Below are 22,678 nucleotides of genomic sequence, written 5' to 3'. Positions count from 1 at the left end.
GCTTCATCCGACAGGCCTCGCCGCGACCATGCCCTCGCCGAGGCCGCAGTCCTTCATGTCCTGCTTGACCTTGTCGTCGTCCATGTCCGGGAACTCCCTGACCTCGGCCGTGCCGCCACCCTCGAACTTCGGGTCTGGCCAGTCGTGTCCCTTGTCGCGCATGCACTTCGCCTGCTGGCGCATCTTGTCCTGGTCCTCCGGCGACGGCGGCTTGAAGTCGCCTCCGTTGGGCAGGTGCTCCTTGCAGGCCTCGTGGGCGGCGTTCATCTTCTCCATGTCGGGAGGTCCGGCGTCGCCGCCGTCACCGGGCATGGCCTCGATCATCACGCCGCCGTTGTCGCCCTGCTTCGGGTCCGGCATGTCGATGCCGTTCTGGCGCATGCACTGGGCGAACTTGACCATGTCGCCCTTCTTGTCCTGCTGCGCCGCGTCCGGCTGCTCTTTCGACCCGCAGGCGGTGAGCGCCAGGAGCAGGCCCAGCAACACTGCGATGGTGGATTTCATGGGAACAGGTCTACGGAGGACGTCATTCGGCGGCGTTAAGCGAAAGGCCTTATCCGGCGCTTATGCCCGTTGCGCGGAAAATAGGTGTCATGCGTGTGCTGGTGGTCGAGGACGAACAGCTGCTCGCGGACACGATCGCCGAGGGGTTGCGCAGGTTCTCGATGGCGGTCGACGTCTGTTACGACGGTGAGGCGGCGTTGGAACGGGTGGGGGTGCACGCGTACGACGTCGTGGTGCTCGACCGCGATCTTCCCCTCGTCCACGGTGACGAGGTGTGCAAGGCGGTGCACGCGACCGGCGGTGAGGCACGGGTGCTGATGCTGACGGCGGCGGCCGAAGTGGACGATCGGGTGGCCGGGCTCGGGCTCGGCGCCGACGACTACCTGACGAAGCCGTTCGCGTTCGCCGAGCTCGTGGCCCGCGTGCAGGCGCTGGGCCGGCGGGCTCGTCCGGCCTTGCCGCCGGTGCTGATGCGGGCGGGGGTGACGCTGGACCTGCCGCGGCACCAGGCGATGCGCGAGGGGAAGTTCCTGCCGCTCTCGCCGAAGGAGTTCGCCGTGCTGGAGGTGCTGATGCGGGCGGAGGGCAACGTGGTGAGTCCCGAGGAACTGCTGGAGAAGGCCTGGGACGAGCACGCGGACCCGTTCACCAACGCCGTGCGGGTGGCGGTGATGACGCTGCGCCGCAAGCTGGGCGCGCCGCAGGTCATCCAGACCGTGCCTGGCGCCGGCTACCGGTTCGGCTCATGACGCTGCGGACCAGGCTGACGGCCTGGTACGCGGGGGTGTTCCTGATCGCAGGCATCGCGCTGGTCGGGCTCAACTACTGGCTGCTCGCCGACTGGATGCCGCTGGAGGGCAGGGCGGTCGCCCGCGCCCTGCCGCCCGACTCGCAGTTCTACCCCGGTGTCGCCTCGGTCGAGGCCGGGGTGCTGCCCGCCGACACCCTCGTGGTCAGCGGCGCCGACTTCGCGGCGGACACGATGAGGACGGTCCTGTGGCAGTCGATCGTCGCTCTGCTGTTCGCCGCCGTGCTCGCCGTCTGGCTCGGCTGGGTGGTGGCCGGACGGGTGCTGGCGCCGTTGCACTCGATCACCTCGACCGCGCACCGGCTGGAGGCCGAACGCCTGGACCAGCGCATCGAGCTGGACGGGCCGCCGGACGAGCTGAAGGAGCTCGCGGACACCTTCGACGGGATGCTCGATCGGCTCGCGTCGTCGTTCGACAGCCAGAAGCGGTTCGTCGCGAACGCCTCGCACGAGCTGCGCACGCCGCTGGCCGTGCAGCGGACGTTGATCGAAGTGGCGCTGGCGGCGCCGGACGCGAACGACGACATGCGCCGTCTCGGAGCGCATCTGCTCGACACGAACGAACGAAGCGAGAAGCTCATCGACGGGCTGTTGCTGCTCGCTCGCAGTGACCGCGGCCTCGCCACGCGTGAGCTGGTGTGGCTGGACGAGGTGATCGACGACGAAATCGAGTCCTGCGCGGCTCTGGCTTCGGAGAAAAAAGTCACGTTTGCGGTTCGGACTCGCAGGTATCTGGTCGACGGCGATCCCGTCTTACTGGCCCAGCTCGTCGGCAACCTGTTGCGCAACGCGGTGCTCTACAACAAGCCGGGCGGTTCGGTCTCGGTCGAGCTTGATCGGGAACTGGTCGTCACCAACACCGGTCCCACCGTGCCTGCCCAGGCAGTACCCGGATTGTTCGAGCCGTTCCGCCGGCTCCGCGACCGCACCGGGACCGCCGGATCGGGCCTCGGACTGTCGATCGTGCAGTCCGTGGCGAGGGCGCACCAGGGCGCGGCGAAAGCTCGTCCGAACGGAGGAGGAGGCCTCGTGGTCCAGGTGAACCTTCCGGAAACGGGAGTGCGGCAACCCTCGTGAACTGGCAAGATCACGTAGAGATATCGGCGAGTCTCCCACTCATCGGCGACTCGTTGTCCTAACGTTGTCTGCTGGCGAGGTGCGAATTCAGGGAGGCCACGATGCGAGCGCTGCGAGTCATCGGGCTCGACGAGGACGGCAAGTCCGTCATCCTCGAGGACCCCGAAAACCGCGGCGAGCGCTTCACGCTCCCCGCGGACGAGCGCCTTCGGGCGGCCCTGCGCGGTGATCTGGCGCGCCTCGGCCAGATGCAGATCGAGTCCGGCGAGGCCCAGATGCGGCCCCGGGAGATCCAGGCCCGCATCCGTTCCGGCGAGTCGATCGAGCAGGTCGCGGCCGCCTCCGGGATGCCGGCGCACCGCATCGAGCGCTTCGCCTACCCCGTTCTGCTGGAGCGTTCGCGCACGGCCGACATGGCCCAGCGCGCGCACCCGGTCCGTGAGGACGGCCCGGATGTGCAGACGCTCGGCGAGGTCGTCGCGCACTCGTTCGGCCTGCGCGGACACGACCTGTCCGACACCAGCTGGGACTCGTGGAAGGGCGACGACGGCCGCTGGATCGTGCAGCTGCACTGGAAGACCGGTCGCTCGGACAACCGCGCGCACTGGGCGTTCCACCCCGGTGCGCAGGGCGGCACGGTCACGGCGCTCGACGACGCCGCCGTCGACCTGATGGACCCGAACCCGAACCGGACGCTGCGCACGGTGCGTCCGGTGACGCAGCTCGCGCGGCAGGCGCTGGAGGCGACTCCGGTCCTCCCGCCGATCTCCATCGACGAGGAGCCACTGCCGGTCCCGGCTCAGGCGTCCGCCCCCGTGGCGGCTCCGGTGGCGGCTCCGGCCGTGGCCGAGAAGCCGGTCCAGGAGAAGCTGCCCGAGCCGGAGCCCGCTCCCGCCCCGCCTGCACCGCCGGTGAAGAAGGAGCAGGAACCCGCCGCGGAGAAGCCGGTCCGCAAGGACCCTCCCCCGAAGCGAGGGAAGAAGAACCATCCCATCGTTCCTTCGTGGGAGGACGTTTTACTGGGCGTGCGGTCGAACCGCTGAGTGAGACGCTGCCGCCATGGGACGTCGTGTCGCGCTGGCTGCCGGAGTGGGTGCGCTCCTCGGGCTGGCCTGGTGGGGAATGTTCGAGCTCCTCGCCTCGGGCGCTGTCTGCTCGAAGGACGACTGGGGCTGCCTCCAGGCATTCGTGATCGCCGCACCGGTGTTCGCGGTGCTCGGAGCGGTCGTGGGTGGTTTCGCACTGCGTGCGTTGAGCGTGTCGCGGGCATGGCTGGTCGCCGTGCCCGCGACCCTCATGGCCGTGGTCGCGATGGTGTTGTTGCTGGGGATGACTTTCCTGGCCTTCGCGGTGTTCGCCGCGCTGTACGCGTTGATCGCCGTGCTCACGGGTGCGCGTCGTGAAGGTGCTGTAGAGGGTTCGTGAAGATCGGCCTTCGGCCGGCTCTGATCCGGTAGCTCTTGGCGCATGTTGCTGCGGGCTGTTGTGGGGGCGGGCGCCGGCGTCCTGGCCGGGGCCGGATTCGCGCTGACCCTCGAGGGGTTCAACCGGTACTGCTACCTCCGGCCAGGCCGCACCGGCTGCGGCGTCCCGCTTCCCGTGTTCTACCCGCCGGTCTTCGCGCTCTGGATGGTCGTCGCGGGTGTCCTGATCTGGGCGGGGTTCCGGGTGGCCCGGCAGGAACGCGAGTGGCTCGCGACCAGCACCGGCAGCGTCCTGTGGGCCGTGCTGATCGTGGCGGTCGTGTGGTTCAAGGCCACCTACCTCGACATGTACCAGGAGGACGGTCGCCGGTTCCTCGTGGTCGCGGCGGTGGTCGTGCCGTGTGTGGCCTGTGCGGTGGCCGCGTTGGCGGTGGGGCGAGCGGTCAAGCCCCTGGTGGCCGACATCGCGTTCGCCTCGGCAGGCGCCGCGCCGAGCCGTTCAGCCCCTGGTGGGACACACCGCGTACCGTAATGATCGGCGGCATGAGAACGGTCACAGCGGCAGTGGTGGGGGCGGTCTGCGGGGCCGGGTGGAACTTCTCGTTTCCGTTGGCCTCCGACCTGCCGTGCGACGGGGCACCGATGGCGTGCACCGCCTACGTCCTGCTCCTCGCGGTCCCGGCGCTGGTGGTCTTCTGGGCGGTCGTGGCGTGGGGGCTGCTCCGGCTGGCGCGGTTCCGGCCCGCTTGGCCGACGGTGTTCGCGGGGACGATGTGCGCGGTGGTGATGGCGTACGTCCTCGCCCTGGTGACGGCCTACCTCGAGTCGCGCGCCTTTCTCGCCGTGGTCCCGGTCTCGGGAGCAATCGGGTACGCCTTGGCCTCGGCGGCGACCGCTGGTTACCGTGGGCGGCGTGACCGAGCAGAGCACAGCGGGCAAGACGGGTAGGACTGGACGCCGGCTCCTCTTCCGGGTCGTGCTGTCGATGGTCGTCGGGGCCGGGCTGGTGCTCGGGTGGACGTGGGCGTACGAGTCGGGCTTCCTGAAGTCGTGGCTCGACAGCACGTCGATGTCGACGTTCCTGCTGCTCGTGCTGATCGGGCTGCCGCTCGCACTCGTGTCGTCGCTGGTGCTGGCCGGGCCGGTCCTGCGGATCTTCGGGGTGCGGCCGGTGTGGCCGATCATCCTGCTCGGGCCGATCGTGCTGGGCGTCGGGCTCTACTTCAAGGTGCACGAACCCGTCCTCGGGTGGTTCACCAACAGGCACCACGCCGAGGCGTTGCTCGCGGCCGTCGCCTACGGGCTGGTCGGCCTGTTCACCTTCAAGAGGTAGCCGGCACCTCGTCGAGCAGGTGCAGGTCCCAGCCCTCTCGTTCGCACCAGTCCTCCGCGTCCTCGCGGGAGACGACCACGGCGTGTCTGGGGCGTGCGCCGGCGAGCCGGTCCCAGCCGTCCGGAGCCAGGACGAAGTTCACTCCGTCGCGTGAGGCGATGAGCCGTCCGTGTGGAAACGCCATCGTCTGCTCGGTTCGCAGAAACCGCGTCATGGTGGCCATCGTGCCCTTGACCTCGACCTAAGTCGAGCCAGCAGGCTCCGGTGGGGCGAAAAACCGGATGCCGAGTGTCGGTCGGACTTCGTACTTTGGAGACGACCTGGAGGGGGCCCGTCGCGTGAGCGATCAACGTAACTCGACAATCAGGACCTTGCGGAGGTTGTGGCCGTACGTGCGGCCTCACCGCGCACGAATGACTGTCGTGCTGTCGGCGACGATGCTCGCGATGCTGTGCGGTCTGGGCATCCCGCTGCTGACGCAGCGCATCGTCGACGGTCCGATTCAGAACAAGCAGACCGGACCGTTGCCGTGGCTGATCCTGGGCATCTTGGTGCTCGGCATCGGCGAGGCGGCGCTGTTCTACATCCGGCGCAAGATCGTCGCCCGGCCGGCGGCCGAGGTCGAGGCGCGGATGCGGTTCGACCTGTACCAGCACCTGCAGCGGCTGCCGGTGTCGTTCCACGACCGGTGGCAGTCGGGCCAGTTGCTGTCGCGTGCGACGAACGACCTCACGACCGTGCGGCGGTTCGTGGCGTTCGCGATCGTCTTCCTGATCGTGAACAGCGTGGTCGTGCTGATCGGGCTGGGCATCATCGCGGCGCTCTCGCCGTGGCTGCTGATCGTGTCGCTGTGCGGCGCGCTGCCGTTGATCGTCATCTCGTACTTCTTCGAGGCGAAGTTCAAGGTGGTGGCGCGCAGGGCGCAGGACCAGTCGGGCGACCTGACGACGACGGTCGAGGAGTCGGTGCTCGGCATCCGGGTGCTCAAGGCGTTCGGCCGCGGGCCGGAGCTGTCGAAGCGGTTCCTGGCGCAGGCCCGTGAACTGCGCACGACCGAGCTGAACAAGATCTCGATCCTGGCCGCGCTGTGGTCGGTGCTGATCGTGCTGCCGGAGCTGTCGATCGGGGGCATGCTCGCCGTCGGCGCGGTCGGCATCGTGCAGGGCTGGATGACGGTCGGCACGCTGGTCGCGGCGGTCGCGGTGAGCGCTTACCTGCGCTGGCCGATCGACTCCATCGGCTGGTTGCTGGCGGAGACGAACCAGACCGCCTCGGCGCTGGAACGCTACTGGGAGGTCATCGACTCCCCCGTCGCGATCACCGGCCCCGCCTCGCCCGCGCCGCTGCCCACGCCGCTGCGCGGGCACGTTCGTTTCGAGGGCGTGCGGTTCGCGTTCGACGACGGCCGCGAGGTGCTGTCGGGCGTCGACCTCGACCTGCGTCCCGGTGAGACGGTGGCGCTGGTCGGTGCGACGGGGTCGGGCAAGACGACGCTGACCGCGCTGGTGCCGCGGCTCGCGGACGTGACGGGCGGCCGGATCACCATCGACGGCACCGACGTGCGGGACCTCTCGCTGGAGGACCTGCGGACCGTCGTCGGCACGGCGTTCGAGGAACCGGTGCTGTTCTCCGCGTCGGTGACCGAGAACGTCGGCCTGGGCCTGCCGGACGTCACGGAGGCCCAGGTGCGCGAGGCGTTGCGGGTGGCCAAGGCGGAGGAGTTCGTGGACGCCCTGCCGTGGGGTCTCGCGACCCGGATCGGTGAGCAGGGCCTGTCGCTGTCCGGTGGTCAGCGGCAGCGGCTGGCGCTGGCCCGCGCGGTCGTCGGCAAGCCGGCGGTGCTGGTGCTGGACGACCCGCTGTCCGCGTTGGACGTGCACACCGAGGCCGAGGTGGAGGGCGCGCTGCGGCGCGTGCTGAGCGAGACGACGGCGTTGGTCGTGGCGCACCGGTCGTCGACCGTGCAGCTGGCCGACCGCGTCGCGTTGCTGGTCGACGGCAAGATCGAGGCGATCGGCTCACACCGGGAGTTGTTGGACACCAACGACGAATACAAACGTCTTCTGTCCAGCATGGACGATGAACTGGTCGAAGAGGAGGTGGCGTCGTGAGTGAAGTCGTCGCACCCGTTGCGGCTGAAGAAGAGTGGCGCGGCGTCGCCGCCGAGGAGATCGACGAGATCTCCTACTCGACGGGTCTGCGCCTGCAGGCCCGCTCGCGCAGGCTGCTGGGTTCGTTGCTGCGCCCGCACATCGCCCGCACGTCGCTGGCGATCGCCGCGGTCGTCAGCGGCAACCTGGCGGCGCTCGCGGGCCCGCTGCTGATCGCCGCCGCCATCGACCGGGGCATCCCCTCGGCGGTGGGCGGCGATGCGGCGATCCTGATCTGGTGCGTGGTGGGCTACGGGGTCTGCGCGCTGCTGATGACGTTCCTGCGCTGGGCGTTCCTGCGGATCTCCGGCCGGGTGGGCCAGGACCTGCTGCTGGACCTGCGCGGCCGGATCTTCCGGCACTCGCAGGGCCTGTCGGTCGGCTTCCACGAGTCGTACACGTCCGGCAAGGTCATCTCCCGGCTTACCAGCGACGTCGACGCGTTGCAGGACCTGCTGGAAGAGGGCCTGGACAGCCTGTTCAACGCCGCGCTGTCGGTGGTGGGCATCGCGGTCATCCTGATCTGGCTCGACACCCCGCTGGCGTCGGTCGTGATCGCGGGCTTCGTGCCGCTGTACTTCCTCTGGCGCTGGTTCCGCCGGCGTTCGATGGAGGCGTACCGGGGCACGCGCGGCGCGATCGCCAAGATCATCGTGCAGTTCGTGGAGTCCATGAACGGCATCCGCGCGGTGCAGGCGTTCCGGCGCCAGCCCCGCAACGAGCAGATCATGGCGGGCTTCAACGGCCAGTTCCGCGACGCGAACACCGACGCGCTGGGCGTGATGGCCACGTTCGTCTCGACGATCCGCGCGATCGGCAACGTGTCGCTGGCCGTCGTCCTCGCCTGGGGCGCCTACCGGGTGGCGGACGGCGCCATCGAACTGGGCGTGCTGGCCGCGTTCATGCTGTACCTGCGCCGCTTCTACGACCCGTTCGACGAGCTGGCGATGTTCGCGAACTCGTACTCCTCCGCCACCGCCGCCCTGGAGAAGATCTCGGGCGTCCTGGAGGAGCGGCCGTCCGTGCCGGAACCGTCCTCGCCGGTGGCCATGCCCCACGCCAGGGGCGCCGTCCGGTTCGCCGACGTGGAGTTCCAGTACCCCGGCACGTCCCGGCAGGTCCTGCCGCGCTTCTCGCTGGACGTGCCGGCGGGCCAGACCGTGGCCCTGGTCGGCGCGACCGGCGCCGGCAAGACCACGGTGGCGAAGCTCGTCGCCCGCTTCTACGACCCGTCGGCGGGTTCCGTGCAGCTCGACGGCACGGACCTGCGCTCGGTGACGGACACGGACCTGCGCCGGGCCGTGGTGATGGTGACGCAGGAGAACTTCCTGTTCTCCGGCTCGGTGGCGGACAACATCGCCCTGGGCCGCCCGTCAGCATCACGGGCGGAGATCGAGGCCGCAGCGGCCGAGGTGGGCGCGCACGAGTTCATCGCCGCCCTCCCGGACGGCTACGACACGGACGTCCGCAAACGAGGCGGCCGCCTGTCCGCAGGACAGCGCCAGATGGTGGCCTTCGCCCGCGCGTTCCTCGCAGATCCGGCGGTGCTGGTCCTGGATGAGGCGACATCGTCCTTGGACGTGCCCACCGAACGCGCCGTGCAGGCCGCCCTGGAAACAGTGCTCGCGGACCGGACGGCGTTCATCATCGCCCACCGCCTGTCGACGGTCCTGATCGCGGACCGCGTCCTGGTGCTCGATGGTGGCATTGTGGTGGAAGACGGCTCCCCCGAGGAGCTGATCGGTGAGCGGGGCCGGTTCGCCGCCCTGCACACGGCCTGGCGCGACTCGCTCGCGTAGGCCTGAAGGTCGCGTTCGCGCCAATGGGGATCTGGCGCGAACGCGACCTCACGACTCGCCTGGGTGAGCCGGTAGGCGCACGGCGGAGCCAAACCACCCTTCCGCTCAACGCAACGGCGGAGCTGAGGCGTCCCGCCCAGCGCGCAGGGCAATGGCGGAGCCGAGCCACCCTCCCGCCCACAGCAATGGCGAAGCCGAGGCGTGTGAACCTTGGTCTGCTGGTCAAGCGGTCATGAAGCGACCACCGCACTGCGGTTGGGGCTTGACCTTGAGGGGGCGGGATGCTCCCCTCACGGGCACGGCCGGGCGCTTTTCAGCCCGGCCTTTTCCGGCCGTCTAAGCATCCCGCCAGAGGCTCAAGGTCAAGCCCCAATCGCTATCGTCGCGAAGCGGCGATGACCGGCACCGGCCCGGTACTGCCCGCCCAGCCACCCTCCCAAGGCGACCCGAGCGCATTGGCGACCCACCCCGCTGGAACGCGACAGGCCAACGCAAGCCGACCCGCGCAGTGCCAACCCACCCACCGACGCAAGGCGACCGCCCGCACGGCAGGCGACCACCCCGCTGGAACCCGACCAACGCCCGCGAGCCCGACCCGCCCACTGCCACCCCCGCTCCACACCACCCACACCGCCAAAGCCCTCATCCGTTCTCCCCGCCCTCCCCGTCCGATAGGTTCTGCCGGAAAGCCAGACCAAGGAGGGCTCTGTGGAGTTGCGAGTCCGGGACGGCCGTGCCGTGCTCGCCGGAGAAGACGATTCCGGTGAGCGCGAGGTCGACCCGCACAGCCTGCCCCTCGGCGCCGATCTCGCCGAGGCGCTGCACGAGTGGGCCAAGGTCGCCGACGCGGTCGTGCGCACCGAGACGCCGGCCGACGGCGTGGCCAGCGCGCTGGTCGCACGCAGAGGCAAGCAGCTCGCGGGCAGGCTCGCCGCGGTCATGAACTCCCCCGTCAGCTACACCGACCCGGTCAGCGGCGCCCTGCTCACCGTCGACGCACCCGAGGCGCCGGTCGAGGTCCCGGTCGTCACCGAAGCCGAGGCCGAGCCTGAGCCGACGCCGTGGGGCACCGGGCTCACGGTCAGCGTCATCACGGCCGCGATCGTCACGGTGACCGTGGTGTCGCTGTCGCTGGGTCTGGGTGAGACCAGCCGGTGGCTCGCTCTGGTCGCGAACGTGCTGGTGGTCGGCGGTCTGGCACCCAGTGTCTGGCTGGGGCGCAGCGTGCCGGTGTGGCGCTGGGTCGCGTACGGCGTCGTCACCGGGGTGCTCGTCGCCTGGCTCGCCCTGATCCTGACCTTGCTCTGAAAAAGGTTCTAGAGCAGGGCGTAGAACGCCACCGCGCCCGCGGTGGCCACGTTCAGCGAGTCCACGCCCGACGACATCGGGATGCGCACGGCCAGGTCCGCGGCGTCGATGGCCTCGTCGGTGAGGCCCGGTCCCTCCGAGCCGAGCAGGACCGCCACGCGACGGCCGCGCAGACCCGCGTCCGCAAGATGCAGGGCGGACGGGCGGGGCGTCAGCGCGGCAACTGTATAACCCTCTTGCCGCAACAGGTTCAGCGCCGCGGGCCACTGATCCGTGGTAGCGAACGGCACGCGCAGCACGTGCCCCATCGAGACCCGCACGCTGCGCCGGTACAGCGGATCGCTGCAGCCCGGGCCCAGAACGACGCCGTCCACGCCCAGTGCCGCGGCGTTGCGGAAGATCGATCCGAGGTTCTCGTGGTCGCCCACGCCTTCGAGCACGGCGAGGCGCTGGGCACCCGAGACCAGCTCGTCGAACGACACCGCGGGAGCGCGGTCGGCCGCCGCCAGTACACCCCGGTTCAAGTGGAAACCGACGACCGACGCCATAACCTCTGCTGACGTCACGTAAGCGGGAACGTCCAGGTCAGAAAGGTTGAGCGCCTCGATCCTGCGCCGCACTCCGAGCAGCCCGCGCACCGGGTACGGCGACGCCAGCAGACGTTCCACGACCACGACGCCTTCGGCGATGACGAGACCCCGTCCTCCCGGCCGGTCTGGCCTGCGATCGGCCGTCGACAGGTCGCGGAAGTCGTCCAGCCGGGCATCAGCCGGGTCGTAGATCTCGATCACGTCAGCCACGCCGGAAGTTTCGCATCCGGTCCCGCGTGGAACAGGCCAGGTAGTCCGGAGGGCGGAACCGCACACGCCCGACCAGCGGATGATCGCTGGTTGTTACCTCCACGTGACAGAGAGCACCGTTTTGGGCGATGTAAAGGGGGATTGCGCTGTGTCACTTTTGGCGTTCCGCCTGGCCCGCGCCCACCGGCGCCGAGCGAAGGGGTAGCGGCATGGGAAGTGAAGTGTCCAGCCGCACTTTCACCAGAGACGACCGCCAGCGTTATCGGGAGAAGATGCAGCGGAGTCTCGACGCACTGGCCACGATGCTGGCCGAAGACACGTTCTCCTTTCCCCGTCGCCAGATGGGGCTCGAGATCGAGCTGAACCTCGTCGACGACGCGATGCGGCCGGCGATGGCGAACTCGGAGGTCCTCGAGAAGATCGACGATCCCTCCTACACCCTGGAGCTCGGACAGCAGAACCTGGAGATCAACGTCCCCCCGCGCGAACTCGCCGGGGGCGAAATGCTTGGCCTGGAAGAGGAACTGCGGCAGTCGCTCGACAACGCGGACTCCAAGGCCAACGACGCGGGCGCCAACCTCGCCATGATCGGCCTGCTGCCCACGTTGCGGGAGCGGCACTTCGACCGCAAGTGGCTCTCCGAGGCACCGCGGTACGCGCTGCTCAACGACACCATCTTCAAGGCCCGCGGCGAGGAGATGGTGCTGCACATGGAGGGCCCGGCGATGCCGGGCAAGGGCCCGGAGAAGCTGCTCAGCTACGCGGACTCGATCCTGCCGGAGGCCGCGTGCACCTCGGTGCAGCTGCACCTCCAGGTCGAGCCGACGCACTTCGCCGCGCACTGGAACGCCGCGCAGTGCCTGGCCGGGGTCCAGGTCGCCATCGCCGCGAACTCGGCCTTCCTGCTGGGCAAGGCGCTCTGGCACGAGACGCGGATCCCGTTGTTCCAGCAGGCCACCGACACCCGTCCGGACGAGCTGAAGAACCAGGGCGTCCGTCCGCGCGTGTGGTTCGGTGAACGGTGGATCACGTCCATCTTCGACCTGTTCGAGGAGAACGTGCGCTACTTCCCCAGCCTGCTGCCCGAAACCGACGACGAGGACCCGTTGGAGGTCCTGGAAGCCGGTGGCGCACCTCGTCTTTCCGAGCTCCGCCTGCACAACGGCACGATCTGGCGCTGGAACCGCCCGGTCTACGACGTCGTCGACGGTGTGCCGCACCTGCGCGTCGAGAACCGGGTCCTGCCCGCGGGCCCCACGGTGCTCGACACGATGGCCAACGCCGCCTTCTTCTACGGCGCCCAGCGCGCGCTCACCTCGCAGGAACGTCCACTGTGGACGCAGATGTCGTTCCAGGCGGCCGAGGAGAACCTCTACACCGGCGCGAGGCACGGCATGCACGCCCAGCTGTACTGGCCGGGCATCGGCTGGATCCCGCCGGACGAGCTCGTGCTGCGCCGGCTCCTGCCGATGGCGCACGAGGGCCTGCGCGACTGCGGTGTCTCCGACGAGGCCCGCGAGCGCTACCTCGGCGTGATCGAGCAGCGCTGCCTCGCGCGGCGCACGGGTTCGTCGTGGCAGCGGGAAACCGTTGCACTGCTGGAAGAACGCGGCATGTCGAGGGACGCGGCGCTGTCCGGCATGCTCAAGCGGTACATGGAGCTGATGCACGCGGGCGAGCCCGTGCACACGTGGCACGTCGGTTAGCCGGGGTCACCACGTGGTCAGCTTCTCCTGGAACGACCGCAACATGTCGTTGGGCAGGCCCGTCCCCGTGACGGGCCTGCCCTGCACCTCGACGCGGGATTCCCCGCCCACGAACACCACGATCGACAACCGCGGGGTGTAGCCGATCATCCAGGCGTGCCGGACCACGTCCCCGTCCTTCACCTCGACGGGCAGGCACGCCGCCTCCGGGAAGGTGCCGCACAGCGGATCCGCCCGCAGCTCCTCGTTGACCCGCGCCGCGAACTCCTTGCTGCGCCCGGGATCCAGGCCCAGTGCGGGCCTGCCCGAGGTCGCCGCCCGGTACAGCGTCTTGCCGGCGGCCTCGGTGACGTGGGTGACGAAGTGCGTGTCGTGGTGCACGCCGTCGGCTCCGATGGTCGCGTAGGCGGTCGCGACGTCGAGCGGCCTCAGCAGCGCCGCGCCGGTGGCGAGCAGCTCCGTCCTGCGGCCCCCGACCTCCGCGCTCTCGGGCACCCCGGCCGCGCGCATGAGTGCCACCGACCCGAACGGCCGCGTCGCCCCACCGGCCTCCCGCACCACGCCGCCCGCGTAGTCCACGGCGGGGTCCGTGCCCGGCACGTACGCCCGCACGCCGCCGCTCGACGGGTCGACCGCCGTGATCGACGCCGGGCGCCCGGACGCCAGCTGACGGACCACCTCCGTCGCACCGGTCTGCGCCTTCGAGTCGATCGTCGTGACCACCAGCGCACCGCCCGCGTCGCGGAGCCGGTCGAGCGGTGTCCCGATCGCCACGAGCTCGCGCAGCACCTGCCCCACCAGCGGCGTTTCCGGCTGACCGGAACGCCAGAGCAGCGAACCGTCCGCGTGTTGCAGCACGACGTCACCGGAGGCGATGGCTTCCGGCGACGCGTCAGGCCGTTGCCACACCACCGCACCTATGACCGCCGTGACCAGGACCAGCGCGCCCAGAGCGGGCAGGAACCGCTTCATCGAATCCCCCAGCGTGACACTCCCCCAGGGAACCGAATGTAGCGGTGCCGTCCAGCCTCAGGCCTGCTTCCTGAACTCCTGCCAGATCGCGTTGGGCAGACCGGCCTGCCCGACGGGCCGGCCGCTCGCGACACTCGCCGGTTGCGCCGGGTCCTCCCCCGTGACCAGCACGGTGATCGCCATCCGGTCCGTGTACCCGGCCGTCCAGGCGTGGGTGTGCAGCCCCCGCACGTCGCCGGCCGGGAACTCGTACGCCGCGTCGCGGCACACCGCCCCGGGACAGCGCGTGCTGTCCCTGAGCACGGTCGTCACCTGAGAGGCGATCTCCCTGCTCCGCGCCACGTCCTGGTCGAAGGCGGCCTCCGGGCTCTGCGCCGCCTGGTACAGCGGGCTGCCGTCCTCGGACGAGACCTCGGAGACGAAGTGCGTCCGGTGGCGCACACCTCCCGCCGCGAACGTCGCGTACACCGTCGCGAGGTCGAGCGGGCGCATCGCCGCGTCGTCCACGCCGATGCCGATGCCCGCGTTGGGGACGCCGCCGTCCACACCGGTGAGCAGCTCGTGCTCCTCGCCGTCGAGGACGACGGTCTTCGGCACGCCCGCCTGAAGTCCGGCGGTGCGCACCTGCTCCGTCCCGATCTGGTTGACGATCAGGTCGTACAGGACGACGTTGCTGGACTTGGCGAGCGCGTCACGCAGGGTGCAACGTTCACCGCAGGCCACCTCGTCCCTGACCTGGACACCCCCGAGGGTGCGCGGCGACCTGCCGTCGAACACCCCGTCCAGCGACTGCCCCTGCTGCAGCGCGGCGACGACGGTGACCGGGAAGATCGCCGCTCCCGGCTGCCGGAGCACACCGCCCGCGTAGTCGGTCGCGTCCGGGCCTTGGGAGCTCTGTGCACCCCGCGCGCTCGGCACGTACGCCAGCACGCCGCCCGTGGCCGGATCGACGGCCGTCAGCGCGTACCGCAGCGACTGCGGCTGGCCCGGCGCGACCGCGTCGATCGCGGCGGTCCCGGCGGCCTGCGCCTTCCGGTCGATCGTCGTCACCACGGTCGCACCGCTGCGCCGGAGCCCGTCGAGATCGAGAGACCCTTGAAGGCGCACCTCGTCCAGGACCTGGGCGACGAGCGGGGACTTAGGGCCGCCGTCCGCGCTGCTCCACAGCGGCGACCCGTCCGCGTACTGCACCACAACGTCTTTCAGCACCGCCGAAGCCGGAGGTGTCACCTCCGGCCGTTGCCACACCACCACCGCGACAACGGCACCGACCAGCACGAGCGCGCCGAAGACGCGCGACAAACCCCTCACGAACATCCCCCCAGAGCGTGATCTCCGGGGAGCAATCTAGTGGCGTGGCTCAGAACGTTGCCGGTGTATTCGTGGTCAGACGGGTGTGACGTGGTGCCTCCCCCACGTCCGCGTACTGGTTGTACGGGGGCGTGGGGGAGGTGCCGCGACGGATCCTGCTGAGCGCGGATACGCCGCCAACGTTCTGTGTCACGCCACTAGCGGCGGCGGCCCGCCTTCAGCGGTGCGACGTCCGCACCGTCATGGGAAGTCCGGCACTCGTCGGGCGTCACGGCCTCGACCGCCAGCGTCAGCTCGCCCTTCACGCCGGTGTAGATCGATTCGCCACGTGAGGCCAGTGAGGCGTGCACGCGGTTGGAGTCGGTGAAGTCGCGTTCGTCCTTCACCCGTTTCTTGCCTGTCTCCTCGGGCCTCGTTGCGCTGCGGAGGTTGACCTCCAGCCACGCGGCGACCTCGGCCGGCGACGTCAGCACTTCCTCTGGGGTGCGTTCCAGCCGAACCTGCCGAGGAGAGGCGTGGTCGAGCGAAGTGTGCTCCACATAGGCGTGCCAGTGGGTGTTGCGCATCGACCAGGTCTGTTCGACCGGCCAGTCCTCCTCGGTGGTCATGTGTCCTATCTTCCACCCTTCACACGAGGAAACGTGAGAAGGTCGCGGACGTTGATCTCGTGATCCACCCGCACGGCCGATGCGAGCCGCCGATCGTGCGTGACCAGCAACAACGTTCCCTCGTAGCTTTCGAGCGCCTGTTCCAGCTGTTCGATGGCCGGCAGGTCGAGGTGGTTCGTGGGTTCGTCCAGGACCAAACAGGTCGTGCCGCGAGCCTGCAGCAGGGCCAGACCGGCGCGGGTGCGTTCGCCCGGCGAGAGCTCCCGCGCCGGCCGCAGCACGGCGTCGGCACCGAGCCGGAACTTCGCGAGCAGCGTGCGCACCTCGACGTCCGGCAGCCCGGTCGTGTCCGCCACGATCCGCAACGCGGTCTGCTCGCTCGCGAACTCGGCCCGCAACTGGTCGACCTCGCCGACGACGACACCCGGACCGATCGAGCGATCTCCCCGTGTGAGCGGAATGCGGCCGAGCAACGCGCCGAGCAACGTCGACTTGCCGGAGCCGTTGGGCCCGGTGATCCGCCACCGCTCACCCGCGCCGATCGTGAGGTCGATCGGGCCGAGCGTCACGTCGCCACGGCTGACCACGGCCTGGCGCAAGGTGAACGCGACCGAGCTACCGCGTCCCGCCGACGGCAGGGTGAGCCGGAGCTGCCACGCCTCACGTGGTTCCTCGACCTCCTCCATCCTCGCGAGCTGACGGTCCACAACGGACGCTTTGGCGGTCAGGCCCTCCGCGCCGCGTTTGCGGGCGGCCCTGACGTTGCGGTCCGGTTCGTCGTTCTGCGCCTTGGCACCCGTCGCCCGGCGCACGCCCTTGCGCGACCACTCCCGCACCTGCCGGCTGCGCTGCGTCAGCGAGTCGCGCTTGGACTCGTACGCCTCGTACTCCTCGTGCGCCCGGCGTTCCGCGTTCGCCTTCTCCTCGACGTAGGCGTCCCAGCCGCCACCGAACACGGTGAGCTCGTGCGAGAACTCGTCCAGTTCGGCGATCGCGGTCGTGGTGCGCGCGAGGAACTCCCGGTCGTGGCTCACCAGCACGATCGCGCCCTGGTAGCCGCGAACGTGGGACTCCAGCAGATCGAGCCCGGCGGCGTCGAGGTCGTTCGTCGGCTCGTCGAGCAGCAGCACGTCGGCGCGCGTGAGGAGGACCGCCGCGAGCCTGAGCCGCGCCTGCTGCCCACCGGACAACTCGTCCGGCTCCCGGCCGTCGAGCAGGTCGGCCCGCAGCCCGAGGCGTTCGCAGACGACGTCAGCGCGTTCGCCGAAGTCACCGGCACCGATGGCGGTCCAGTGGTCGAACGCGTCGGAGTAGCGCTCACCGCCGCCGTCCGCGAGTGCTTCGGCCTCCCGCTGCAGCCACTGCTCGGCCTGCGCGACGCCGGTGCGGCGGGCGAGGTGGTCGCGCAACGACTCTCCAGCAACGTGGAGGGTCTCCTGCGTCAGGTGCGCGACCGTCCCGGTGCGCGAGACGGACCCGGATTCCGGAGCCAGCTCACCGGAGAGCAGACGGAGCAACGTGGACTTGCCGACGCCGTTGGGCGCGATCAGGCCGACGCGGTCACCAGGCGAAACATCGAAATCAACCTCCGAGATCACGGTCCTCGGACCGAACGACAGCGAAATGTTCCTGGCTGTCAGCACGGACACGCTTCGACGGTACGGGCTCCCGCAACTGGTTTACTCGACCTTGTTGCCAGTAAGTTGCAAGTACCAACAGAGTGCAGGAGACGTCATGGGCCAGTACGTGCTGCCGGATCTCGACTACGACTACGGCGACCTCGAGCCGGCGATCATCGGCGAGATCAACGAGCTGCACCACGGCAAGCACCACGCGGCCTACGTGAAGGGCGCGAACGACACGCTGGAGCAGATCGAGGAAGCCCGCGACAAGGAGTCCTTCGGCTCCATCGTCGGCCTCGAGACCACGCTGGCGTTCCACCTGGCGGGCCACGCGCTGCACCAGGTGTGGTGGAAGAACCTCTCACCTCACGGCGGCGACAAGCCGGTCGGCGAGCTCGCGGCCGCGATCGACGAGCACTTCGGCTCGTTCGACAAGTTCCGCGGCCAGCTCAACGCCGCCGCGTCGTCGATCCAGGGCTCCGGCTGGGGCATCCTCGCGTGGGAGCCGATCGGCCAGAAGCTGGTCACGCTGCAGCTCAAGGACCACCACTCGAACCTGTCGATCGCGACCACGCCGCTGCTCGCGTTCGACATCTGGGAGCACGCGTACTACCTGCAGTACCGCAACCTGAAGGCCGACTACATCTCGGCGCTGTGGAACGTCGTCAACTGGGACGACGTCAGCGCTCGCTTCGAGGCGGCGCGTGCCGGCCAGAACGGCCTGCGGCTCTGACCCGCTGAAGCTTCGGCAGTGGACGCTCCGACAAGCCCCTGCTGCCGGACACGACGAGGCCCCCCTCTGCCCAGAGGGGGGCCTCGTCCGTTCCCGAACTGACTGCCGCTCCCACCACGAAGCGACGAGACTTAGGTTAGCCTAACTTGGCTGTCTTGGGAAGTCCTCCTGATCAGCCCCCGCGCGACCAGTTCGACCACGGTCGCCACGGCGGCGGCCTCGACCGCCAGCAGGGCCAGGAGCACCACGATCTGGAGGGCGCCGGCCTGCCAGACCGGCGCACCGCCCAGCAGCATCCCGACAAAAGCACCCGGAAGGGTGACGAGGCCGACCGTCCTGGTCTGGTCGAGAGCCGGGATCAACGCCTCCGCGGCCGGCTGCCGGACGATGAGGCGGACCGCGACGCGCTCGCCGAAACCCAGTGCGCGGGCCGCCTCGTACTCGCCGTGGCGGTCCCTGAAGGTGTCGAGGGCCCTGCGCGCCGACAGCGTGGTGGCGGTCATCGCACCGCCGATCAGGATGCCGCCCACCGGGATCAGCGCGATGCCCCTGACCGGGAGCAGGCCGATGGCGAGCAGCAGACCGAGCGCCGGAACGGTGCCCACGAGGATCGCGAGCGCCACCCAGACGCCCTTGCGCCCGGTCTCGGTGCGGCGCGCCGAGGTGGCGGTGGCCACGGTGGCCATCACGACGAGGAACGCCCACGTGAGCCCGAGGTGGGTCAGGACGAACGTGATCACGGCCGACACGGCCGCGAGCTGGAGCACCGCACGGGCGGACGCCGTGAAGAACGGGCGCACGGCGGTGAGACCGGTGAGGCGCACGACGGCACCGGCGGCGGCTGCGAAGAGGACGCAGACGATCAGCAGCCGAACCCAGTCGGCGACCAGGACCACGCGCGGCTACACGTCGTCCAGGCCCTGCTGGGCCCCGCGTGACCCTCGCCTCGCGGCCCGGCGTTGCCAGTAGAACACTCCGTACCCGATGATCCCGAGCAAGCTTCCGGACAGGGTCGTCCAGATGAGAGTGCTGTTCGATCGATCGACGAGCAGGACGACGAAAAAACCGAGGAACCACAGCGCGGTACCACCCAGCACCACCGGCACGGGATCTGCCAGCCTGTGCGGCAACGAAGGCGGGTGTGGGGCGGAGTCGCGTTCGGACACATCGTAAGGAGAGCAGATGCTGGACGGGTTCTTCAAGATTTCCGAGCGCGGGTCGACCGTGGCGCGCGAGGTGCGCGGCGGTGTCGTGACCTTCTTCACGATGGCGTACATCGTCGTGCTGAACCCGCTGATCATCGGCAGCTTCGCGCCGACCGGTCCCGGAGCGCACCCCGACGTGCTCGGCAACATCCTGCCGGTCGGTCAGGTGGCCGCGGTGACGGCGCTGGTCGCCGGCGTGATGACCATCCTCTTCGGACTCATCGCCAACTACCCGTTCGCGCTGGCCACAGGTCTGGGCATCAACTCCTTCGTGGCGGTCTCCGTCGCCGCGAAGGTCACCTGGCCCGAGGCGATGGGTCTCATCCTCGTCAACGGCCTCGTCGTCCTGCTGCTGGTCGTCACGGGCGTGCGGACCGCGGTGTTCAACGCCGTGCCGAACGAGCTCAAAGCCGCGATCGCGGTCGGCATCGGCCTGTTCATCACCTTCATCGGCCTGGTCGACGCAGGCTTCGTCCGCCGGCTCCCGGACGCCGCCAACACCACGGTGCCCGTCGGCCTCGGCATCAACGGGTCGATCGCGAGCTGGCCGACCCTCGTCTTCGTCGTGGGCCTGGTCCTCACGGGTGTGCTGTTCGCCCGCAGGATCAAGGGCGCGATCCTCATCGGCATCGTCGCCACGGCGATCTTCGCGATCGTCCTGGAGGCGATCGTCAAGGCGGGCCCGTCCGCCGGCGTGAACGCCAAGGGCTGGAACCTCGGCTACCCCGCCCTGCCCGACCAGGTCTTCGGCATTCCGGACCTCAGCCTGCTCGGTGACGTGTCGTTCGGCGCCTGGACCAGGATCCCGGCACTGGCCGCCGCGCTGATCGTCTTCACCCTCGTCCTGACCGACTTCTTCGACACCGTCGGCACGATGACCGGCCTGGGCAAGGAAGGCGGCCTGATCGACAAGGACGGCCAGCTGCCGAACGTCAGCAAGGCCCTGTTCGTCGACGGCCTCGGCGCCGTGGCCGGCGGTGCCGCGTCCAGCTCGTCGAACACCGTCTACATCGAGTCGGCGTCCGGCATCGCGGAGGGCGCCAGGACGGGCCTCGCGAACGTCGTGACCGGCGTCCTGTTCCTCCTGGCGATGTTCTTCACGCCGCTCTACGAGGTCGTCCCGATCGAGGCCGCCGCTCCCGCACTGGTGATCGTCGGCGCGCTGATGATGATGCAGATCCGCGAAATCGACTTCAGCGACTTCACCATCGCGCTCCCCGCGTTCCTCACGATCGTCGTCATGCCGTTCACCTACTCGATCGCGAACGGCATCGGCGCGGGCTTCGTCAGCTACGTCCTGCTCAAGGCCATGACGGGCAAGGCGCGCGGAATTCACCCGTTGATGTGGATCGTGGCGGGCGCTTTCGTCGTCTACTTCTCGTTGGCACCGATCCAGGCCGTGCTGACCTGACCTTTCGGCAGGAAACTATTTCGTGAGGTATGCTAACTACGTGGCGATAGATCAGCACGGACTGGCGAGCAGGCTGAGGCTTGCCGTCGTGCGCCTGAACCGCCGCCTGCGCGCGCAGCGCACCAACTCGTCGGTGTCGCTCACCCAGGTGTCCGCACTCTCCACACTGCACAAGTGCGGACCGCTGACCCCGGGCGAACTAGCGGCCAAGGAAGGCGTGCAGCCGCCGTCGATGACGCGCGTGATCGCCGCCCTGGAGGAGTTCGGCTTCGCAACGCGAAGCCCGCACCCCACCGACGGCCGTCAAGCCATCGTCGAGCTGACGAGCGAAGGCTTGACGTACCTGCGGGACGAGATCACGGCCCGCGAGGCGTGGCTGGACAAGAGGCTGGCCGAGCTGGACCCGGAGGAACGGGAGCTGCTCGCCCAGGCCGCCGAAATCATCGACAGGATGGCGGGTCGGTAAGAACGTGTCGGGTTACGCGGGTGGTGGAGCAGACAGTTCGCCACCTCGTCGTACCGGAATGTTCGGTTCGTTAGGCATATACAACTATCGCCTCTACGCCTCCGGCCAGATCATCTCGCTGGTCGGCGTCTGGATGCAGCGGGTAGCCCAGGACTGGCTGGTCCTGGAACTGTCGAACGGCTCCCCCATGGCCCTCGGCATAGCCGCCTCGCTCCAGTTCCTCCCGGTCCTGCTGCTCTCCATGTGGGGCGGCGTCCTGGCCGACCGCATGGACAAGCGCAAACTCCTGCTCTGGCTGGAATCAGCACTGGGCATCTGCGCCCTGGCCCTGGGCATCCTCGACGTGACCGGAGTGGTCGAACTCTGGCACGTCTACCTGCTCTGCCTGCTACTAGGCGCATTCTCAGCAGTAGAAACCCCAGTACGCCAGTCTTTCGTCGTAGAGATGGTCGGCCGAGACCAGCTGACCAACGCCGTGGCGATCAACTCGATGATGTTCAACCTGGCCCGCATCATCGGCCCGGCCATCGCAGGCGTGACGATCGTGGCGATAGGCACGGGCTGGGTCTTCCTGGCGAACGCCATCAGCTTCGTCGGCGTAGTGGGCGGCATCTGGCTGATGCGAACGACCCAACTGCAGCGCTCAGACCCTCTCCCACGAGAAAAGGGCCAACTGCTCTCCGGCCTCCGCTACGTGAAGAGCCGCCCAGACCTCATGACGGTCATGCTCCTCGTCTTCTTCATCGCCACCTTCGGCATGAACTTCTACATGACGCTGGCGATCATGGCCCGCAACGTCTTCGGCGGCGACGCAGACGCCTACGGCCTGCTCTCCACCCTCATAGCCGTAGGCACCCTCGCGGGCGCAACCCTGGCAGCCAAACGAAAAACCCCGAAGATGACCGTCTTCATCGGCTCAGGCGTCATCTTCGGCATCCTGGAAATCATCTCGGGCATGATGCCCACAATGCTCCTGACGGGCTTGATGATGATCCCGGTGGGCGTAGCGATGATGACCTTCAACACCACAGCCAACGCCACCATCCAGCTAGCGGTGGAACCAGAGATGCGCGGCCGCGTGATGGGCATCTACATGCTGGTCTTCCTGGGCGGAAACCCAGTGGGCGGCCCACTGATGGGTTGGCTGGGCGAGATCAACGGCAGAGCCCCGATCATCATCGGCGGAGCAGTCTCAACCCTGGTGACGATCACCGCATGGATCATCCTGATCAAGCGCGGCGACATAGCCAAGCCAAGACTCAAAAGAAGGAAACACACGCCGAACCGCGATGCCGAAGGCGAGCCGTCCTCACCAGAAGGCAAGAGCGGTGGGGTCCCATCACGAGTCGCGCCATAGCTCTTGCTGCATGTGAGTAGGGGTGTCAACTCGACACGCTTTCGTCGAGTTGACATCCGACGACATGTGGACCAGGTGCGGCAC

24 protein-coding genes are annotated in these 22,678 nt (G+C 69.0%); 15 read left to right on the top strand and 9 right to left on the bottom strand.

The genetic code is table 11. From position 1 onward, the window contains the following. Positions 1-3: 3 nt before the first annotated feature. On the bottom strand, positions 4-504 hold the full coding sequence (locus AB0M48_RS12915; protein ID WP_363840050.1) for a hypothetical protein: 501 nt from the start codon (positions 502-504) through the stop codon (positions 4-6). A gap of 89 nt (positions 505-593) precedes the next feature. Here AB0M48_RS12915 and AB0M48_RS12910 point away from each other — a divergent pair, with 89 nt between their 5' ends. The 7 genes from AB0M48_RS12910 (at position 594) to AB0M48_RS12880 (ending at position 5,146) form a co-directional block, all read left to right on the top strand. Then, complete coding sequence (locus AB0M48_RS12910; protein ID WP_363840047.1) at positions 594-1,253, top strand: response regulator transcription factor; 660 nt, start codon at positions 594-596, stop codon at positions 1,251-1,253. Next, on the top strand, positions 1,250-2,389 hold the full coding sequence (locus AB0M48_RS12905) for an ATP-binding protein (RefSeq protein WP_363840044.1): 1,140 nt from the start codon (positions 1,250-1,252) through the stop codon (positions 2,387-2,389). Before AB0M48_RS12910 ends, AB0M48_RS12905 begins: the two co-directional genes overlap by 4 nt. A 101-nt stretch (positions 2,390-2,490) precedes the next feature. Beyond that, on the top strand, positions 2,491-3,432 hold the full coding sequence (gene sepH / locus AB0M48_RS12900; protein WP_363840041.1) for a septation protein SepH: 942 nt from the start codon (positions 2,491-2,493) through the stop codon (positions 3,430-3,432). 16 nt (positions 3,433-3,448) lie between these two features. Further along, positions 3,449-3,814 carry a hypothetical protein gene (locus AB0M48_RS12895; RefSeq protein WP_143086697.1) on the top strand — a complete coding sequence of 122 codons (366 nt, stop codon included), beginning with the start codon at positions 3,449-3,451 and terminating at the stop codon, positions 3,812-3,814. A gap of 42 nt (positions 3,815-3,856) precedes the next feature. Then, the gene (locus AB0M48_RS12890) at positions 3,857-4,345 is read left to right on the top strand and encodes a hypothetical protein (RefSeq protein ID WP_363840037.1); all 489 of its coding nucleotides are present in this window, start codon (positions 3,857-3,859) and stop codon (positions 4,343-4,345) included. 11 nt (positions 4,346-4,356) lie between these two features. After that, positions 4,357-4,761, top strand: coding sequence for a hypothetical protein (locus tag AB0M48_RS12885; RefSeq protein ID WP_363840034.1), 405 nt, complete (start codon positions 4,357-4,359; stop codon positions 4,759-4,761). Then, positions 4,727-5,146 carry a hypothetical protein gene (locus AB0M48_RS12880; protein ID WP_363840031.1) on the top strand — a complete coding sequence of 140 codons (420 nt, stop codon included), beginning with the start codon at positions 4,727-4,729 and terminating at the stop codon, positions 5,144-5,146. The genes AB0M48_RS12885 and AB0M48_RS12880 overlap by 35 nt, the downstream gene beginning before the upstream one ends. Here AB0M48_RS12880 and AB0M48_RS12875 read toward each other — a convergent pair. Beyond that, entirely contained in the window at positions 5,136-5,360 is a 225-nt protein-coding gene (locus AB0M48_RS12875; protein ID WP_363840028.1) for a hypothetical protein, read from the bottom strand. The genes AB0M48_RS12880 and AB0M48_RS12875 overlap by 11 nt on opposite strands. A gap of 199 nt (positions 5,361-5,559) precedes the next feature. Between AB0M48_RS12875 and AB0M48_RS12870 the strand changes: the two genes are divergently transcribed. From AB0M48_RS12870 to AB0M48_RS12860, 3 genes are all read left to right on the top strand, one after another. Next, positions 5,560-7,257: an ABC transporter ATP-binding protein gene (locus tag AB0M48_RS12870; protein ID WP_363840025.1), complete on the top strand. Its 1,698-nt coding sequence runs from the start codon at positions 5,560-5,562 to the stop codon at positions 7,255-7,257. Then, positions 7,254-9,095 carry an ABC transporter ATP-binding protein gene (locus tag AB0M48_RS12865; RefSeq protein WP_363840022.1) on the top strand — a complete coding sequence of 614 codons (1,842 nt, stop codon included), beginning with the start codon at positions 7,254-7,256 and terminating at the stop codon, positions 9,093-9,095. The genes AB0M48_RS12870 and AB0M48_RS12865 overlap by 4 nt, the downstream gene beginning before the upstream one ends. A 708-nt stretch (positions 9,096-9,803) precedes the next feature. After that, positions 9,804-10,403 carry a DUF2537 domain-containing protein gene (locus tag AB0M48_RS12860; RefSeq protein WP_363840019.1) on the top strand — a complete coding sequence of 200 codons (600 nt, stop codon included), beginning with the start codon at positions 9,804-9,806 and terminating at the stop codon, positions 10,401-10,403. Positions 10,404-10,411: 8 nt separating this feature from the next. Here AB0M48_RS12860 and AB0M48_RS12855 read toward each other — a convergent pair whose 3' ends face one another. After that, positions 10,412-11,203 carry an RNA methyltransferase gene (locus tag AB0M48_RS12855; protein WP_363840016.1) on the bottom strand — a complete coding sequence of 264 codons (792 nt, stop codon included), beginning with the start codon at positions 11,201-11,203 and terminating at the stop codon, positions 10,412-10,414. Positions 11,204-11,412: 209 nt separating this feature from the next. On the opposite strand from AB0M48_RS12855, the gene AB0M48_RS12850 reads away from it, so the two are divergent. Next, positions 11,413-12,909, top strand: a complete 1,497-nt coding sequence (locus AB0M48_RS12850; protein ID WP_363840013.1) for a glutamate--cysteine ligase — start codon at positions 11,413-11,415, stop codon at positions 12,907-12,909. 6 nt (positions 12,910-12,915) lie between these two features. On the opposite strand, the gene AB0M48_RS12845 is transcribed toward AB0M48_RS12850, so the two are convergent. The 4 genes from AB0M48_RS12845 to AB0M48_RS12830 form a co-directional block, all read right to left on the bottom strand. After that, a complete protein-coding gene (locus AB0M48_RS12845) occupies positions 12,916-13,881 on the bottom strand; it encodes a hypothetical protein (RefSeq protein ID WP_363840010.1) in 966 nt (321 codons plus the stop codon). A 57-nt stretch (positions 13,882-13,938) separates the two neighbouring features. Next, positions 13,939-15,192 carry a penicillin-binding transpeptidase domain-containing protein gene (locus tag AB0M48_RS12840; RefSeq protein ID WP_363840007.1) on the bottom strand — a complete coding sequence of 418 codons (1,254 nt, stop codon included), beginning with the start codon at positions 15,190-15,192 and terminating at the stop codon, positions 13,939-13,941. 197 nt (positions 15,193-15,389) lie between these two features. Continuing rightward, positions 15,390-15,800, bottom strand: coding sequence for a hypothetical protein (locus tag AB0M48_RS12835; protein WP_030480709.1), 411 nt, complete (start codon positions 15,798-15,800; stop codon positions 15,390-15,392). Between the two features lie 5 nt (positions 15,801-15,805). Next, positions 15,806-17,449: an ABC-F family ATP-binding cassette domain-containing protein gene (locus tag AB0M48_RS12830; protein ID WP_363840002.1), complete on the bottom strand. Its 1,644-nt coding sequence runs from the start codon at positions 17,447-17,449 to the stop codon at positions 15,806-15,808. A gap of 85 nt (positions 17,450-17,534) precedes the next feature. Between AB0M48_RS12830 and AB0M48_RS12825 the strand changes: the two genes are divergently transcribed. Then, positions 17,535-18,155, top strand: coding sequence for a superoxide dismutase (locus tag AB0M48_RS12825; protein ID WP_363839999.1), 621 nt, complete (start codon positions 17,535-17,537; stop codon positions 18,153-18,155). A 131-nt stretch (positions 18,156-18,286) separates the two neighbouring features. On the opposite strand, the gene AB0M48_RS12820 is transcribed toward AB0M48_RS12825, so the two are convergent. Then, positions 18,287-19,051: an ABC transporter permease gene (locus AB0M48_RS12820; RefSeq protein WP_363839996.1), complete on the bottom strand. Its 765-nt coding sequence runs from the start codon at positions 19,049-19,051 to the stop codon at positions 18,287-18,289. 6 nt (positions 19,052-19,057) lie between these two features. Beyond that, on the bottom strand, positions 19,058-19,321 hold the full coding sequence (locus AB0M48_RS12815; protein WP_319985137.1) for a DUF2530 domain-containing protein: 264 nt from the start codon (positions 19,319-19,321) through the stop codon (positions 19,058-19,060). A 16-nt stretch (positions 19,322-19,337) separates the two neighbouring features. Here AB0M48_RS12815 and AB0M48_RS12810 point away from each other — a divergent pair, with 16 nt between their 5' ends. From AB0M48_RS12810 to AB0M48_RS12800, 3 genes are read left to right on the top strand one after another with little or no spacing between them, the layout of a single operon-like run. Beyond that, positions 19,338-20,771 carry an NCS2 family permease gene (locus AB0M48_RS12810; RefSeq protein ID WP_363839992.1) on the top strand — a complete coding sequence of 478 codons (1,434 nt, stop codon included), beginning with the start codon at positions 19,338-19,340 and terminating at the stop codon, positions 20,769-20,771. Positions 20,772-20,817: 46 nt separating this feature from the next. Next, entirely contained in the window at positions 20,818-21,237 is a 420-nt protein-coding gene (locus tag AB0M48_RS12805) for a MarR family transcriptional regulator (RefSeq protein ID WP_363841285.1), read from the top strand. 58 nt (positions 21,238-21,295) lie between these two features. Then, positions 21,296-22,594, top strand: a complete 1,299-nt coding sequence (locus AB0M48_RS12800) for an MFS transporter (protein WP_363839989.1) — start codon at positions 21,296-21,298, stop codon at positions 22,592-22,594. Positions 22,595-22,678: the final 84 nt, after the last annotated feature.

It is taken from the genome of Lentzea sp. NPDC051208 (assembly GCF_040682435.1).
Lineage (GTDB): Bacteria > Actinomycetota > Actinomycetes > Mycobacteriales > Pseudonocardiaceae > Lentzea > Lentzea kristufekii.
The sequence above is the reverse complement of the archived record's forward strand: the minus strand, read 5'-3'. Positions and strand labels throughout refer to the sequence as shown.